We start from the raw sequence: 19,224 nt of genomic DNA on the forward strand, positions 1-19,224 counted from the left end.
TATACATGTCCAAAATTATTGCGCTTATTCTCTTTAATTTACAAGTCATTAAAATAAGAAAATTGGCATTCCTTTAAAGAAATGCCAATTATCAAAAATTAAACTGTTTCAAACGCCAATATGTCGTTTATTATATTAGCATTCTTTTTAAGAATATCTAGCTTTGAATTTGATAACATTTCCATATGGGTTCCGTACCCTTGAATTATCCTGAAATTTTTCGTAGTAGCATTCTCCCACAGTAAATTATTTTCATCTTCTTTTTCTTTTACTGATTTTATATAACTTATATTTCCATCAATACTACCATTTGTTGTTGTACTCTGTACATACATATAAGACTTCATAATTAATTCTATCAAATAATCACTAGCTAATTTCTCTAAATCTTTATATTTTTTCAGATTGAATTTTTCATGAAGCTCTCTCTTACACTCTTCCTCTGTATAAAGATTCTGTTCTACAATCGTACGGTATTTTGAATCAATAAGAATAAGATTTTCTACTTCTAAACCTTGTCTATTCAATTCTTTTGCCACATCGAAGGCAAGAATTCCACCAGCTGAATATCCCACTAATGTGTACGGTCCTTCTGATTGAATATCTTTTATTATTTTAACATATTGTGCAATTCTATTTTCAGATTTAATAAAATTAAAACTGTAAACCGAATATGACTCAATATGCTTTGCTAGCCCCATATATGCTATTCCTATTGAAGCAGCAGGTGGGAAACAAAATAGTTTTTTATTGGTGCTTGTTGAGCTACTAAGTTGAATACAATCCTCTGTATAATCCTTTAACATTTCTTTTGCGCCTTCTAAGAACGCTGAAAAACTTCGGACTGTAGGTTTATCAAATACATCTTTAAACGGTACTCTAAAGTTTAACTCTGCAACTATCCTTGAAACAAATGTCATAACGTTTAAAGAGTTCGCTCCGATATCAAATAAATTAGTATTCATACCTATTTTTTTGATATTTAAAATTTCTTCCCATATTCTAACAATTTTTTCTTCTAAATCATTTCTTGGTGGTTCGTATTCTAATTCATATTTGACATTTCCATCTGGTGCTGGTAATGAATTTATATCTATTTTACCATTTGTTGTCAACGGTAATTCCTTAAGCTGTGTAAAAAATGCCGGTATCATATAATTTGGAAGTTCTTTTGATAAATATCTTCGCATCTCTGTAACAGTAATTGCTTTTTCTTTATTCTCTAAAACAACATATGCACAAAGATACTGACTATTCTCACCGTCTATTCTTGCAACAACTTTTGTTTCTTTTATATTATCTAATTTTAGAATTTGATTCTCTATTTCTCCTAATTCAATTCTATAACCACGAATTTTTACTTGATGGTCAGTTCTCCCTATAAATTCGATATTTCCACTAGGCAACCATCTTGCAAGATCCCCTGTTCGATACATCTTTGCTCCAGGTACATATGGATTTGATATAAATTTTTCTGCTGTCAATTCAGGTCTATTTAAATAACCTGTAGCAACACCATCTCCACTTATATAAAGTTCTCCTTCTATTCCTACTGGTAATATATTTTGATTATCATCCAATATATAAATTTGAACATTATCAATTGGCTTCCCAATAGGTACCGATATGTGTTTATCGTCATTAAGGCTATATTTATAAATCATACAGCCAATTGTTGTTTCTGTTGGACCATACTCATTATAGATTTCAACATTATGATTGAAACTTTTTGAAATCTCTCTTGCTAACTCAGTCTTTAAATCTTCTCCACCCACTATTAATCGTTTTATACTTGAATTGCTGTTATCAATATCTCTTATCAATCTTAAATGGGATGGTGTCAATTTTACTATACCTACTCTATTATCCTTAAAGATTTTTCTTATAATTGGTTCATCCCCATCATTATTGTAAATAACTATTTTATTTCCAGAAATTAATGGTGTAAATAATGATGTAATTGTAAGGTCAAATGAGAAAGATGAATATAAGGCAAAATCTAAGGCCTCTCCTTTGACATATTCCTTATTTGCCCATGTTATATAATTGACTAGGCCTCGTTGCTTAAGCATAGTTCCCTTTGGCATACCTGTAGAACCCGAAGTATAAATCATATAAGCTAGATTGTTAGTATTACTTGTTACTTTTATATTTTCAGTAGAATAATGATTATACTCTTCATCTAAAAATACTATTTCTTTGCTTAACCTCACTGCATCTTTACCTTTTGTAAGTATTATATTTGTTCCACTATCTTCTACTATATACTTAATTCGTTCTTCAGGATATTCAGGATCTATTGGTAAATATGCTGCTCCAGATTTTAAAATCCCCATAATTCCTATAATCATCTCTAGAGAACGTTCAAGCATGATACCTACAACTGTGTCTGGTTGAACTCCTTTATTCTGGAGTATCCTAGCTATTTGGTTAGATTTTTCATTAAGTTCTTTATAAGTAAGTTGCTGCTTATCAAATACCACAGCTACCTTATTTGGAGTCCGTTCTACCTGTTCTTCAAATAAGCGATGAATTGTTTTTTCTTTTGGATACTCTGCCTTTGTTTCATTAAACTCATTCAAGAAATAATGCTTTTCTTCTTTTGAAAGGATTTCTAATTGATTCACATTTTTATGTTCATCCTGCACAACTTGGTCCGTAACATTTTTCAGATGATTTGCTATGTTCTGGATGAGTTTTTCTGAATAGAGATTTCCATCATATGATATTTTGAGAACAAGCTGTTCACCTGGAACGACAACTATTGTAAATCCATAGTTGGTTTGTTCAATCCCTTTAATATCCTTAAACACGAAACTACTCTTACTTTCTTCTTCCTGAAGTAAACGTTCATCAAGTGCATAATTCTCAAAAATCATTACATGATCAATTAAATCCCTTTTTAAATCACTAAGAGACTGTATATCTGAAAGATTCATATAGTTGTATGCTTGGCTTTCTATTGCTTGTTGCTGTACCTCTTTTAAAATATTTTTAAAGCTCTTCTGTTCTTTTATATTAATTCTCGTTGGAATTGCATTAATGAATAATCCAACCATTTTTTCAATTCCAGCTACTTTGGCATCTCTACCAGAAACGACAGAACCGAATACAACATCGTCTGTATGATTATACTTGGCTAAAATAATCCCCCATAAAGTTTGTAGCACAGTGTTTAACGTAACATTATTTTGATTAGCCAATTCAGTCATTTTTTTCGTAAGTTCCCTTGAAAATTCAATGAGCGTCTCTTGTCCATGGTACTCTCTTGTACTATCAATTTTGAACGATGGAACTTTCGCGGGTTTTTGATATCCTGCTAAATATTGTTTCCAATATTGAATTCCCTCTTCTTTTTCCTGTTCTCCTAACCATCTAATATAATCACTATATGGTCTTGGCTCTTCTAAATTAGGATACTGTCCTACTTGTTTGTTTCCATAGATATGGAACAATTCTCCCAAAATAATACCTCTGCCCCATCCATCGAACAAGATGTGATGATTACTCCATATAATTGTATAAGCCTTATCATCAGTTTGAATAAGTTCCAGTCTAATTAAGACATCTTTACTAAAATCAAAACCTTTTTCTCGATCTTGTTCAATGTAGGTTGTTATACTTTCTTTTTGCTGATCTATTCCTTGCTGTCTAATATCTCGGTATCTAAAGCCAATCTTTCGACCTTTTATAATTACATTTTTTGGTTGTTCTGTAATTTCATATTCAATTGCTGTCCGAAGGATTTCATGTCTTTTCATAATATCGTTCAAGCTTTCCTCGAATAAGTTGACATCAATAAACCCTTTGACATCAATGACAAGTTGTTCAAAGTATGCACCTGATTGTGGATCTTCTAATGCATGGAATAGCATACCCTGTTGCATATTAGCTAATGGATAAATCTTTTCTATTTCTCCCCACCTATTTTTCGCCTTGATTTCCTCTAGTTGTTCGAAGCTTAATTCTTTGTCTCCATAGTCAAATGGTGTTTTTTCAGCCTGTTCCTTAGAAATGCAATGATGGATTACATCAAGAAGAGCAGCCTTGAAAGCTTCTGTAAACTCCACTACGACATCCTCTGCATATACTTTTGTATTATAAGTCGTATCAATAGTGAGCTTTCCATCTAAGACAATAGCATTCATTTCTATAGGTGTTTCTCTTGTATGTTTACCTCCAATCGACTCTCCTGCCGATATCCAAGAAGAAGAAAAGATTGTATTATTGAGATCTGCATCCATTTGACCTAAGTAATTAAACAAAATAGGTGGCTGTTCAATATTCCATAAATCTGGATCTCCACTCAATTGTTTTAAAACCCCATAGCCTATTCCCTTATTCGGAATTCTTCTAAGAGACTCTTTCACTGTTTTAATAGTCATTGAAAGGTCCTTTTCATCTCCTAAATTGATGTATACAGGATATTTGGTTGTAAACCATCCAACTGTTCGGCTAATATCTACATTTTTTATAATCCGTTCTCTACCATGGCCCTCTAGACTAATCCTAATTTTATTTTCACCAGTTACTCTCCTTGTAGCTATTAAAAGAGCACTAATCAGTAAATCATTGATTTCAGTATGATATGCTTGATTTGTTTCTCTTAACAATCGGCTTGTTTCCTCTATTCCGAGAGCGGTACTAAAAGTATCACTATCCTCATATCGGAATAGTCCAACTTCCTCTTTTTTCTCTAAAAAGTTAACATTATCCTTTAATGTGTTCACCCAATATTGCTTTTCTCTAAGGATTTTTGCACTCTTAGCATACTCGTTGAGCTGAGTAGCATACTCTTTATAAGAAGTCGTTTTTGGATAAAACGCTATTGGCTCGCCTTTCATTAGCTGGCTGTATCCAAGTACAAAATCTTCAAATAGGATTCTCCAAGAGATTCCATCCACCACAAGGTGATGAATAATAAGTAACAGATGGTCTCCAACATTCGTCTTAAACTGTGCTACATTTACAAGAGGTCCTTCTTGTATATCAATTTTCTTCTGTAATATTGTCGCAAGTTCTTGAATTTTCACATCTGGATTATCTTCTCTCGAAACGTCATAAACATTAAAACCAAATTGATTTTTTTCCACTTCTCGATTGAATTGAAGTACTTCATTATTCTCCTCTTTATAAATCATTCGTAATGCGTCATGATGTACAAAAATCACTTCCATAACTTCTTTTATCATTTCCTCACGGAATCCATCTTTCCTATACAACATAACTGCATGATTATAATGATTTACTTCTTCTTTTCCATTCATAAAATACGCTTTTTGAATTGGAGTGAGCAACACATCTCCTGTTTCAATTTCATAAGAGCCTTCTTGTATTGTCTCAATATTGACATAGTTGCTTAAAAACTTGATTTCCGGATAGGTAAATAGATCTTTCATCTCTAACGTGATACCTTCTCGTGATAAACGTGAGATAATTTGTAAAGCTTTAATAGAATCTCCACCCGAAGCAAAAAAGTTATGGCTAATCCCAATTGGCTTGACTCCTAATATATCTTCCCATACCTTCACAAGTTTTTCTTCTACCTGATTTCTTGGTTTTTCATAATCTACTCCCTTACTCACATCTGGCTCTGGTAAGGCTTTTTCGTCTACTTTTCCATTTCCCGTAAGTGGAATACGCTCCATCTGAACAAAATAAGATGGAATCATGTATTCAGGGATTTCTACTTTTAAGTACGCTCTTAATTCTTCAAATGATAGGTCCCTCTGGGACGTAATATATGCACATAGATATCTTCTTCCGTCCTGACCTTCTCGATCAATCACGAATGCTTCTTTAATTTGTTCGTGTTTAACTAAATGACGCTTAATCTCTTCTGTTTCAATTCGATAACCTCTTATTTTCACTTGACCATCAATCCTACCTGCAAGCTCAATTCTACCATCTGATAGTCTTCGAGCAAGATCCCCTGTCCGATACATTTTTTTATTTGGTTCAAACGGATTTTGAACAAATTTTTCTTCTGTCAAATCTGCTCTGTTTAAATATCCACTTGCTACGCCATCTCCTGATAAGCATAATTCACCATAAATACCTTCTGGGACAAGTTTCATTTGTTGATCCACTACGTAAGCCTTCATATTCTGAATTGGTCTTCCAATCACAGGGCATTCTTTGAAAGCTGCCATTGTATCATATTCAATAACTTGATATACCGAACCAATTGTCGCCTCTGTAGGTCCATAGTGATTCATTACCGCATGATTTGGGTAATGTGTATAGAATTTTTCAACATCTATTGGATTGATTTTCTCTCCACCTAACACGACTAATCTCAAAGTTTTACAGCTCTGATTATTTGAGAAACTCGGATCATTCACCAAGACGTTAAAGAGAGACGGTGTTAATTTCAAATAAGAAATCCCTTGTTCTTCTATATACTGTAATGCCTTCTGAGCATTAGTATATACTTCTTTTGTAACGAGATGCAGTTCACATCCATTTAAAAGTGATGAATATAGACTTGTATAGCCCAAGTCAAATGCATAGGAAGATACTAACATTGCCTTATCTGTTTCTTTTAGATTCGCTTCCTTTGTAAACCAAGTCATATAGTTTACAACGTTGTTGTGCTGAACACATACACCTTTAGGTGTACCAGTCGAACCTGATGTATAGATGATATACGCATTATGATTCCATTTATAATTGACTAATAAATTTGATGTATCCCTCTCTTTTATAGAATCATCTTCCATGGAGATTATTTCTCCATTAAATTGGAGAGTTTCTTTCCTTTCTCCTTTTACTATCAATAGGCTAGCATTACTATCCTTTAAAATGACATTCGTTCTTTTATCCAGTTGTTCAGGATCTATTGGTAAGTAAGTCGCTCCTGCTTTTAATACGGCCATAATTCCAATAATCATTTCAAGAGATTCTTCCACTAACATACCTACTGTTATCCCTGGCTTTGCTCCTTTTTCTTGAAGCAACCTTGCCATTTGATTCGCTCTTTCATTCAGTTCCAGATACGTAAGTTTCTGATTTTTAAATATCACGGCTACATGGTGAGGTGTTCGTTTCACCTGTTCCTCAAATAATTGTGAAATTGTTTTATCTTTCGGATAATCAGCTTTTGTATCTTTATCATCCTGCAATAGCATCTGCACTTCTTCTTCTGAAAGCAACATAATATCCTGAATGCTTTGTTCTGGCTTCTCAATAATTTCTTTAAAAACCTGGATTAAATGTTTAGCTAATCTTTCTACAGTTTCCTTCTTAAATAATTTAGTTCTGTAATTTAATACACATTTGATACTACGCTCTTCTTCAACAGCGGTAAGTGTTAAATCAAATTTAGAAACATGCGCCTTCATTTGATATGGTGAGAAAGTTAAACCTTGTATTTCAAAATCATCATAGTCAAAGTTTTGTAAGACGAGCATTGTATCAAACAAAGCACTTCTGCTCATATCTCTCTTTAAATCTAATTTTTCAACTAATTCATCAAATGGATAATCCTGATTTTCATAGGCTTTTAAAGCATTCTCTTTAACTTCTTTTAAATAATCTTGGAATGAAACGTCTCGTTTTGGATAATTTCTCATTGCAAGAGTATTAACAAAAATACCCATAATCTGTTTCAAATCATCATGAGGTCTTCCTGCGATTGGAGATCCCACTACGATTTCCTCTTGCCCCGTATATTTTGAAAGCAGTGTTGTGTATCCCGCTAACAGAAGCATATACAGCGTCACACCATGTTCCTTCGCCATCTTCTTAAGATTAACATATATGTCACTATCGATTTCAAAATGTACAAGGTCACCTTCTGTACTTTGAATTGGCGGTCTTTTATAATCTGTCGGCATATTTAGTACTGGTACTTCTTCTTTAAATACATGCATCCAATACTCTTCTTGTTTTTTCATTTCTTCTTGAGTAAACAATTCTCTTTGCCATACAGAATAATCTTTATATTGAATGCTTAATGGAGATAATTCTTTCCCGTTGTATAACTCAGCTAATTCCTGTGTAAAGATCCCCATTGATACACCATCTGATATAATATGGTGCATATCTAATACAATCACGTGCTCATCATCTGTAACATGTATGATTTCAACCCGTAAAAGAGGAGCCTTCTCCAAATCAAACGGTTTAACAAATCCATTGATCATATCATCTAGCTTATTGGTACCCATTTCTCTATACATCACTTGGAAATCTATGTCTTTTTCAATCTTTTGAACTGGTTCACCATCTACCATTACAAAAGAAGTTCTTAAAGCTTCATGTCTTTCGATTAATTTATGGAAAGCCTTCTCAAGTTGCTGAACATCCAAATCACCTTTTATCTTCATGGCGAACGGTATATTGTAAGATACTCCGCTACCCTCTATTTTGTTTAAAATATAGAGTCTTTTTTGTGCAGATGAAAGTGGATAATAATCTTGTTCTTCTACTTTTTTGATCGATGCATATACACTTTCTTTTGTAGAGTCAATAAATTCTCCAATCCCTTTTATAGTAGGTGTTTGGAAGATTTGTCGTAAAGGTATCTCCACCATAAGTTCCTTATGGATTTTAGAAACCATCGTAGTTGCTTTAAGAGAATGACCTCCTATTTCAAAAAAGTGCTGGTTGATACCGATTTTTTCCACTCCTAAAATTTCCTGCCAAATGGATACAAGTCTTTCTTCGACTTCATTCCTTGGTGCCTCATACTCTACTCCCACAACTGCACTTTCATCAGGTTCTGGTAAGGCCTTTCGGTCCACTTTTCCATTTGCTGTAAGTGGCAGTTTATCCAACTGAACGAAAAACGCAGGAATCATATACTCTGGAAGCTCTTGCGCCAAAACCTTCCGAATTTCTTGTAATATGGATTCTTTCTTACGTGTTTCAGACGTAAAATAAGCACATAAATATGGTTGACCATTATTATCCTCTCTTGCGATGACAACGGCTTCTTTAATCTCTTTCTGCTTCAAAAGTTGATTCTCTACCTCACCTAGTTCAATCCTGAAACCTCGAATTTTCACTTGATGGTCAATTCTACCTAAAAATTCGATATTCCCATTAGGCAATAACCTTGCAAGATCTCCTGTCCGGTACATCCTTTCCCCTGGAATGAATGGATTTGGAACAAACTTCTCCGCTGTGAGCTCTGGTCTGTTTAAATAACCACGTGCCAAACCTTCCCCACTTACACAAAGTTCACCAGCAACTCCTAATGGCAATAAATTATTTTCCATATCAAGGATATAAACCCTGTTATTACTTATTGGTTTACCAATAAGTACCTTCTGATCTTCCTGTTTTAATTCACATATTGTAGAACAAACACTATTTTCTGTTGGACCATATTCATTAAACAATTTTACGTGAGGCATTTTCTGAAAATGTTTTGTAATTAGATTTTCATTAAAACCTTCACCTGCAATTGTCACAAATCTCAAATCTACTAAAGGCTTATCAATAGTGTTTAATAGATTATTATAATAGCTTGGAACAGCTAACAAATTAGTTACTTTATTATTTTGAATAATATTTATAAATTTACTGAAATTCATTCTTATATCTTCTATTAAAATTAATTTACCTCCAGAAAGCAAAGTAGTAAAAATATCTTCAACAGAGCTGTCAAAAGAGAAAGAAGGCATCTGTAACGTAATATCACTTTCACTATATTGATATGATTCTATTCTCCAACATAACGTATTGAGAATAGATTTATGATTCACCATAACACCCTTTGGTTTTCCTGTTGAACCTGAAGTGTATATTATATAAGCCATGTCAGAGGACTTATTTAGACTAGGCAAGTTTTCTGTAAATCTATCCTTAACCTTTTGTACATTTATATCAATACAAGTTAAATCATAATCTACATGTTTATTTTCTTGTTTTAACAATATTTCTATACCACTGTCTTCTAACATATATCTTCTTCTATCCTCTGGATACTCAGGATCAATTGGAAGGTATGCTCCCCCGGCTTTTAATATCGCCATCATACCAACTATCATTTCAATCGAACGTTCAACCATAATACCAACCACAGTATTAGATTTCACACCTTTTTCTCTTAGCAGAGTAGCGACTTGATTAGATTTTTCGTTAAGTTCCCAATAAGTCAATTGTTGATTTTCAAACACAACTGCAATATTTTCAGGTGTCCTTTCTACCTGTTCTTGGAACAATTGATGTATCGTCTTCTCTTTTGGATAATCTACTTTTGTATCATTAAATTCATACAATAAAGTTGTTCTTTCTTCTTCTGAAATTATGTCTATTTCATTTATTTTCTTATTCTCATCTGCAATCACTTGTTCAGTTACTTTTTTAATGTGCATTTCGATATTATCTATTATTTTGTCATCATAAATATTGCCATCATAAGTTAAAACTAAATTTAACTTCTCACCTGGAGTTGCAGCAATACTAAAACTATAATTGCTCTGCTCTTCTGCATGTATATCTTCTACCTCAAAACCTATATCCATTTTTTCATTTCCAGCAATACGTTTATCAACAGCATAGTTCTCAAACACAATTATATGATCAATAAGATCATTCTTTAATTTACTCATTGCTTGAACTTCAGCTAAATTCATATAGTTATAATTATTGCTAGCTATAGCTTCACTCTGTACAACCGTTAAAACCTCTTTAAACTTCTGATTCTTTCCAAGGTTTATTCTAGTTGGAATGGCATTAATAAATAAACCAATCATCTTTTCAATTCCGTCTACTGGTGCTTCCCTTCCCGATACAATAGTTCCAAATACTACTTCGTCTGTATTATTATACTTCGCCAAAATAATACCCCAAATACTCTGGAATACTGTATTAAAGGTTACGCTATTCCTATTAGCAAGCTGTGTAATCCTATTTGTTAGTTCGTTCGAAAATTCAATTACTTTTTCTCTTCTTAAATACTCACTATTATTCTTAGTAATCTGTAATTTTGGTATTTGCGCTTTCTCTTCATAACCATCTAAATATTGCTCCCAATAACTTTTACCTTCTTCTTTATCTTGCTCTTCCAGCCATTTTATATAATCGCTATAAGGTTTCGTTTCTTCTAACTCATATTCTTCACCATTTATTAATTTTCCATATACAGTGAATAACTCACCTAATACGATTCCAAGACACCAACCGTCCAATAAAATATGGTGATGACTCCATACCAATTTATATAAGTTTTCATCTGTTCTAATCAAACATACTCTCATTAAAGTATCTTTACTTAAGTTAAATCCCTTTTCTGTATCTTCTTCTCTATAATTTTTTATGAATAACTCTTTTTCTATAGTTCCTCTTTCACTTATATCGCAATATTGAAAACCTATTTCTCTATCCGCTATTATTATTTGTCTAGGCTCCTCAACTATTTCATATTCAAATGATGCTCTTAGTATTTCGTATCTTTGCATGATTTTATTAAAACTTGTTTTTAATATCTCTACATCAACGTATCCTGTTATATCCATGACAGTTTGTTCAAAATATGCTTTTGAATTTTTGTTTTCCAAAGCATGGAACAGCATTCCTTTTTGCATATTTGCTAACGGGTAAATCTTTTCAATTTCGAAATCTTTATACTTTTCTTTAATATCCTTAAGTTCACTTAGAGTTAATTTAGTATCCCCATAGTCATAAGGCGTTTTTTCCACCTCTATTTGACTAACACAATGATCAATTATAGTTTCAAGACTTTCTTTAAACTTATCATTTAATTTCCTGATTGTTAGTTCATCAAACTCTAGCTCATTAAAGGTAGTATTTATAACCAATTCATTATTAATAATTATCGAATTGATTTCTATCGAATTATTTCTTGAAATCTTTCCTCCAATTGTTTCCCCATAAGAAAATTTTGATTCAGAAAATTCATTTCTGTTAACATCATTATCCATTTCACCTAAATAGTTAAATGAAATTGGTGCTTTTTGTTCATTTAATAGATACTTCTCTTTTGATAAATATTTTAGTATACCAAATCCGATTCCCTTGTTAGGAATTTTCCTTAAAGTTTCTTTTACCATTTTTATATTAGTAGCAAGATCGGTCTCATTGCCTAAATCTATAAGTACTGGATACATAGTTGTAAACCAACCTACAGTCCTACTAATATCTACATTTTCTAAGATATCTTCTCTTCCATGTCCCTCCATATTTATTTTTATACAATTTTCACTTGTTATCTCTCTAGCACCTAATAATAAGGAAGTTAACAATATATCATTTATTTCTGTATTGTATGCCCTATTAGATTTTCTTAATAAACTTATAGTCTTTTCCTTATTTAAAGAAATACTAACTGTTTTACTATTTTCGAATGTGTCACTTTTGAGCTCTTTTTTTCTAGGTATAAATGCAACCTCAGTATTTGCTATCTCTTGCCAATACTCTTTTTCCTTTAATAATTTATTGCTTCTAGCATACTCCCTCAGCTTAGAGGAAAATTCTTTAAAGGATTCAGTCTTGAATCCAACGTCTAACTTCTCACCTCTTAAATCCTGAGAATATAGAGTTTCAAAATCTTCTAATATTATTCTCCATGATACTCCATCTACTACAAGATGATGAATGGTAATAAGCAGATGATCACCTTGATTCGTTTTAAATAAACAAAGATTAACGAGTTTACCATTTTTGATGGAAGATTTCTTTTGGATATTTGTCGCTAATTCATATATTTTCTCTTCCTTATTCTCTACTCCCTCAACATCATGAACGTATAAATCAAAGAGGTTATCCTTATAGCCTCTATTATACTGAATGATCTCTCCATCATTTTCTCTATAAATCATTCTAAGGGCATCATGCTGCTCTAATATCTTATTAAAGACTCTCTCTATTCTCTTTTGATCAAATCCCTCTTCCCTAAACAGCATAAATGATTGATTAAAATGATCTAGTTCTTCTTTATTTTTCTCAAAATACCATTTTTGAATTGGAGATAATATTACTTCTCCTGTAACTATTTCATAAGGTTTTAACCGTTTGTTTTGCTTTTTTACATACTTACTAAGATCTTTAATTTTAGGGTTTGCAAATAGATCTTTCACTTCTAACTTAAGATTTATTCTAGACAACCTGGACACAATTTGCAGAGCCTTAATAGAATCTCCACCTGATACAAAGAAATGATGATTTATCCCTATATCCTCTATGCCTAGGATATCCCTCCAAATCTCAACAAGATGTGTTTCAACTTCATTTCTTGGTGCCTCATATTCTACCCCTGATTGACTACTTCTATCTGGCTCTGGAAGTGCTTTTCGATCCACTTTATCGTTTGATGTAAGTGGTAACTGGTCAAGTTGAACAAAATAAGAGGGAATCATGTAATCAGGAAGTTCCTTTTCTAAAAATTCTCTTATCTTGGCTGAAGATATTGCTTTTTCAGACACAATATAAGCACTTATATACGTATGATTTTTCTTATCCTCTTTTGCTACTACTACGACCTCTTTTATATCTTGATGTTTTAACAACTGGCTCTCTATTTCACCAAGTTCTATTCTATACCCACGTATTTTTACTTGATGATCAATTCTTCCTATGAATTCAACATTTCCATCAGGCATCCATCTTACAAGATCACCTGTACGATACATTTTTTCTCCACTGACGAAAGGATTTCCCACAAATTTCTCGGCAGTTAAGGCTGGATTATTTAAATAACCTCTTGCCAATCCAACTCCAGATATACATAACTCTCCTGTTACTCCAATTGGACAAAGCTGATTATACTTATTTATTATATAAACTTTAGTATTATACACCGGTTTTCCAATTGGAATATTATCATCATTGTTATTCATTAAGAAACTTGTAGTTACTACTGTATTTTCGGTTGGACCGTAGGCATTTACAAGTTGATAGCGAGTATTCTTATTTAAAATTAACTTTTCGCCACCGGATACTAACATTCTTAAAGAATGATTATCTTGTAATATAAATTGTTCACTTACCTTAGATGGGAATGTTGCAACTGTTATGTCTTTACTATTCATATATTCATTTAATTTATCTAGATCAAGCCTCATATCTTTGCCTAAAACGTGCAAAGTAGCTCCGGTGATTAAACAAGGGAAAATTTCTCCAATAGATGCATCAAATGAGACTTTCAAATAGTTTGTAATTCGATCTCTTTCTGTTATTTTATGAAAATCTACATACCAATTACATAAATTGACTAAGGAATGATGTCCCACTAACACCCCTTTTGGTAAACCCGTGGAACCAGACGTATAAATGACATAGGCTAAATCATTTCTATTATTACGCCTTTCCATATTAATTTGCTCTTGATTTTTTATTGTTTCATCATTAATTGAGATTTTAGTTATACATTCATTATTGATAAAATGAAGTTTATCGTATAAATGAGTCTGCGTTAATACGCATTTTGCGTTACTATCTTCTACCATATATTTAATTCGCTCTTCAGGATATTCAGGGTCTATTGGTAAATACGCTGCCCCTGATTTTAATATACCCATGATACCGACAATCATATCTAAAGAACGTTCCACCATAATTCCTACAATCATTTCTGGATGAACACCCTTATCATAAAGTACTCTAGCTACTTGATTGGATTTTTCATTGAGCTCCTTATAAGTAACTTGTTGCCCCTCAAATTCTACGGCAACCTTGTTTGGAGTTCTCTCTACCTGCTCCTCAAATAATTGATAAATGGTTTTATTCTTTAGATAATCCATATAAGTTTCATTAAATTCATTCAAAAGAATGTGCTTTTCTTCTCCCGAAAGCATATCTATTTGACCTAAACAAACTTCCTGATTATTAGTAATTTCTCTTAAAATACTAACAAAGTGCTCTGATATTTTAGCTATTGTCTCTTTCTTAAACAATTTTGTACAATATTCTAAATCAAATTTTATGATGTTATTAGTTTCTACTGCTGATAATGTTAAATCAAAATTTGCTATATTAAGTTCACTATCATATGTTTCAAAACTTAACCCTTTAATCTCTTCATTAGAGGTATCTAAGTTTTGTAGCACAAACATCGTATCAAATAATGCACTTCTACTCATATCTCTTTGTAAGTCCAGCTTTTCAACCAGTTCATCCAAAGGATAATCTTGATTTTCATAAGCCTTTAATGCATTTTCTTTTACTTCTCTTAAATAATTACGAAATGTTTTATCTTCATTTGGATAATTTCTCATCGCAAGGGTATTCACAAACATTCCGACAATATTTTTAAAATCATGATGGCTTCTTCCTGCAATTGGAGATCCTACCACAATATCATCTTGACCCGTATATCTTGAAAGTAAAGTTGTATATCCAGCTAACAGAAGCATATACATGGTAACCCCATTTTCTTTTGCAATTCTATTAAGGTTCTTTGTCAACTCACTATCTATTTCAAAACTTCTTCGAGCCCCTTCAACACTTTGTGTCGGCGGCCTTTTATAATCTGTTGGCATATTTAAAATAGGTACTTCTTCTTTAAAAACATTTATCCAATATTCTTCTTGCTTCTTCATTTCCTCTTGAGTAAACAAGTCTTTTTGCCATACTGCATAATCTTTATACTGTAGGTCCAATGGGGATAACTCTTTCCCTTCATACAGTTTACAGAGCTCTCTATTTAAAATGTTCATTGAAACTCCATCTGAAATGATATGGTGCATATCTAGGACCATCACGTGCTCATCATCTGTGACATGTATAATTTCAACCCGTAAAAGAGGAGTCTTCTCCAAATCAAACGGTTTAACAAATCCATTGATTATATCATCTAGCTTATTGGTACCCATTTCTCTATACGTCACTTGGAAATCTATCTCTTTTTCAATCTTTTGAACTGGTTCACCATCTACCATTACGAAAGAAGTTCTTAAGGCCTCATGTCTTTCGATTAGTTTATAGAATGCATTCTCAAGCTGATGAACATCCAAATCACCTTTTATTTTCATAGCGAAAGGCATATTATAAGATACTCCGCTACCCTCTATTTTGTTTAAAATGTAGAGTCTTCTTTGGGCAGATGAGAGCGGATAATAATCCTGTTCTTCTACTTTTTTGATCGATGCATATACACTTTCTTTCGTAGAGTCAATATATTCTCCAATTCCTTTTATAGTAGGTGTTTGGAAGATTTGTCGTAAAGGTAGCTCCACCATAAGTTCCTTATGGATTCTAGAAACCATCGTAGTCGCTTTCAGTGAATGGCCTCCAATTTCAAAAAAGTTGTGTTGAATTCCTATGTTTTCTATATCTAAAATATCTTGCCAAATGGATACAAGCTTTTCTTCGACTGTATTCCTTGGCGCCTCATACTCTACTACTCCTGCAACCGAACTTTCATCAGGACTTGGTAAAGCCTTTCGATCCACTTTCCCATTTGTAGTAAGTGGTAGCTTGTCTAGCTGAACAAAAAAAGCAGGAATCATATACTCTGGTAACTCTTTTGCCAAAAACTTTCGAATTTCTTGAACCCTAGTCTCGCCCTTCGATGATTCGGAAGTAAAGTACGCACATAAATATTGATGATTATTACTATCTTCTCTTGCGATAACAACAGCTTCTTTTACTTCCTTATGTTTTAGAAGTTGACTCTCTATCTCACCCAGTTCAATCCTGAAACCACGAATTTTCACTTGATGGTCAATTCTTCCTAAAAACTCAATATTTCCATCAGGTAGCATTCTCACAAGGTCTCCTGTTCGATACATTCTCTCTCCTAGAATGAACGGATTTGGAACGAATTTCTGAACTGTTAATCTCTCGTTATTTAAATACCCTTTACTTAATCCGTCTCCAGAAATACATAGTTCTCCAGGCACACCAAGTGGAAGCAGGTTAGAATTTTTATCTACTACAAAAACCGAAGTATTTGCTAACGGTTTTCCTATTGGGATAACCTCAGTTACTTCATTAACAAAATAATAAGTAGCATATACCGTGCTTTCAGTTGGACCATAAACATGAATAATTTTATCTTTGCCCAATTTCTCAAGGGCTTTGTTCACATGTGAAACTGAAACTCTTTCACCACCGAATAATATTTTTCTTATTTTATCTAAACAATCTATTTCTAAATCTACAAGCGCATTAAATAAAGCTGTGGTAATAAACATAATACTTATTTGTTCTTCCTTTATTAACTTAGCTAGTTTAACAAGACTTAATACAGTGTCCTTCTCAACCATTATTAACTTTGCACCATTTAGAAGCGCACCATAAATATCAAATATAGACCCATCAAAAGCATAATTCGAAAGTTGTAGTATCGTATCATTCTCATTAATTTCAATATAATTTGTATTCTTAACTACTCTAATTGCACTATAATGCGGAATAACTACTCCTTTTGGTGTTCCTGTTGATCCTGAAGTATAAATGATATAAGCTGTATCACTTGAATGATTTATCAAATTCAAATTATCTGTACTTAGCCTTAAAAAATTCTCTTGATCTAAATTAATTAACTCCACATTCAAATTAAATTGACTTATACATCTATCTTGAGTCAATAAAAATTTTACATTACTATCTTGTAACATGTAGTCAATTCTCTCTTTAGGAGTCTCAGGATCAATTGGTAAATAAGCCGCTCCGGATTTTAAAATCCCCATAATTCCTATAATCATTTCTAAAGAACGGTCGACCATGATTCCTACAATTGTGTTTGATTGAACACCTTTTTCTCGCAGTAGTCTAGCTATTTGATTTGATTTTTCATTTAATTCCCTATAAGTTAGGTTATTACTTTTAAAGCTAACTGCCACACGGTCAGGTGTCTTCTCAACCTGTTCCTCAAACAATTGATGTATCAACCTATCTTTAGGATATTCAACGGTTGTTTCATTAAATTTATAAAGAAGGATGTTTCTTTCCTCTTCTGAAATTAAATCTATATCGATCAATTTCTTAGCATCATTTTCGATAACTTGCTTCGTTACATTTTGAATATGACACTCTAGATTATTGATTAGTCTTTCTTCATATACATTTTCATCATATACAATTGTTAGTTTCAATTTCTCTCCTATTCCTACAGTAAGGCTTAGGCTATAATTACTTCTCTCTTCGTCGGTTACAGATACAACTTCGAACCCTAATCCACTTTCCTTTTCTTCCAATCCTTTTTCATCAATAGCATAATTTTCAAATACTAATATATGATCAATAAGATTACTTTTTAAGTTGCTAAGAGCTTGAACTTCGGCTAAATTAATATAATTATAATCATTACCCTCTATTGCATCATGTTGAGTTGCTTTTAAAACTTCTTTAAATGATTTTTCACTTTGCAACTTTATTCTAGTTGGTATTGTATTTATAAATAAACCTAACATATTCTCTATACCTTCTACAGCTGCATCTCTGCCTGAGACAACTGTTCCAAAAACAACATCCTCACTATTGTTATACTTCGCTAGAATAAGCCCCCAAATACTCTGCATCACTGTATTTAAGGTGACGTTATTTTTATTTGCCAGTTGTGTAATCTTATCAGTTAACTCTTTTGAAAACTCTATCACTTTTTCTCTTCTCTGATACTTTCCAGCACTAGAGTTATTAAATTTAGGGAGGGTAGCAGTTAACTCATACCCCTCCAGATACTTACTCCAATACTTCAATCCTTCTTCATTATCCTGATTATTTAGCCAATTTATATAATCACTATAGGGTCTAGGATCTTCTAATTGATGCTCTTCACCTTTCATTTTATGTGAATAGATAGTAAATAACTCATCTAATATAATCCCAATACACCAACCATCAAGTAATATATGATGAAAGCTCCAAATTACTTTATATGAGTTATCATTTGTTTTGATCAAACAAATTCTCATAAGGGTTTCTTTTGTTAGGTCAAAGCCCTTCATCTTATCATCTACTATATATTTTTCCACATATAAATCTTTAGTGTTTAAATCTAAATTACTTACATCATTGTAGCTAAACTTAATTTTTCTATCCCTTAATATTACATGTAATGGCTCGTCCAATTTATAATTAAATGATGCTCTTAACACTTCGTGCCGTTTCATAATCTCGTTGAAACTTTCCTCAAAAATAGTTTCATCTACATAACCTTTTATATCTAATATAATTTGTTCAAAATATGCTTCTGAATTTTTATCTTCAATAGCATGAAACAGTATCCCCTTTTGCATATTTGACAATGGATAGATTTTCTCAACTTTATTAACTTTCATATATTTATCCCCCTAAATAGTTTCCGTCGGA

The 19,224-nt window shown here is 32.5% G+C and carries 1 protein-coding gene; it reads right to left on the reverse strand.

Features of this window, described 5'->3' with window-relative positions:
- Positions 1-98: 98 nt before the first annotated feature.
- On the reverse strand, positions 99-19,193 hold the full coding sequence (locus tag AC22L0_RS25150) for a non-ribosomal peptide synthetase (protein ID WP_487272508.1): 19,095 nt from the start codon (positions 19,191-19,193) through the stop codon (positions 99-101).
- Between the last annotated feature and the right edge of the window lie 31 nt (positions 19,194-19,224).

This window comes from Bacillus sp. LQ01, from assembly GCF_057624735.1.

Excerpts from the sequence above, each read along its gene's own strand:
- AC22L0_RS25150 (WP_487272508.1), bottom strand. The coding sequence starts at position 19,193 with ATGAAAGTTAATAAAGTTGAGAAAATCTATCCATTGTCAAATATGCAA.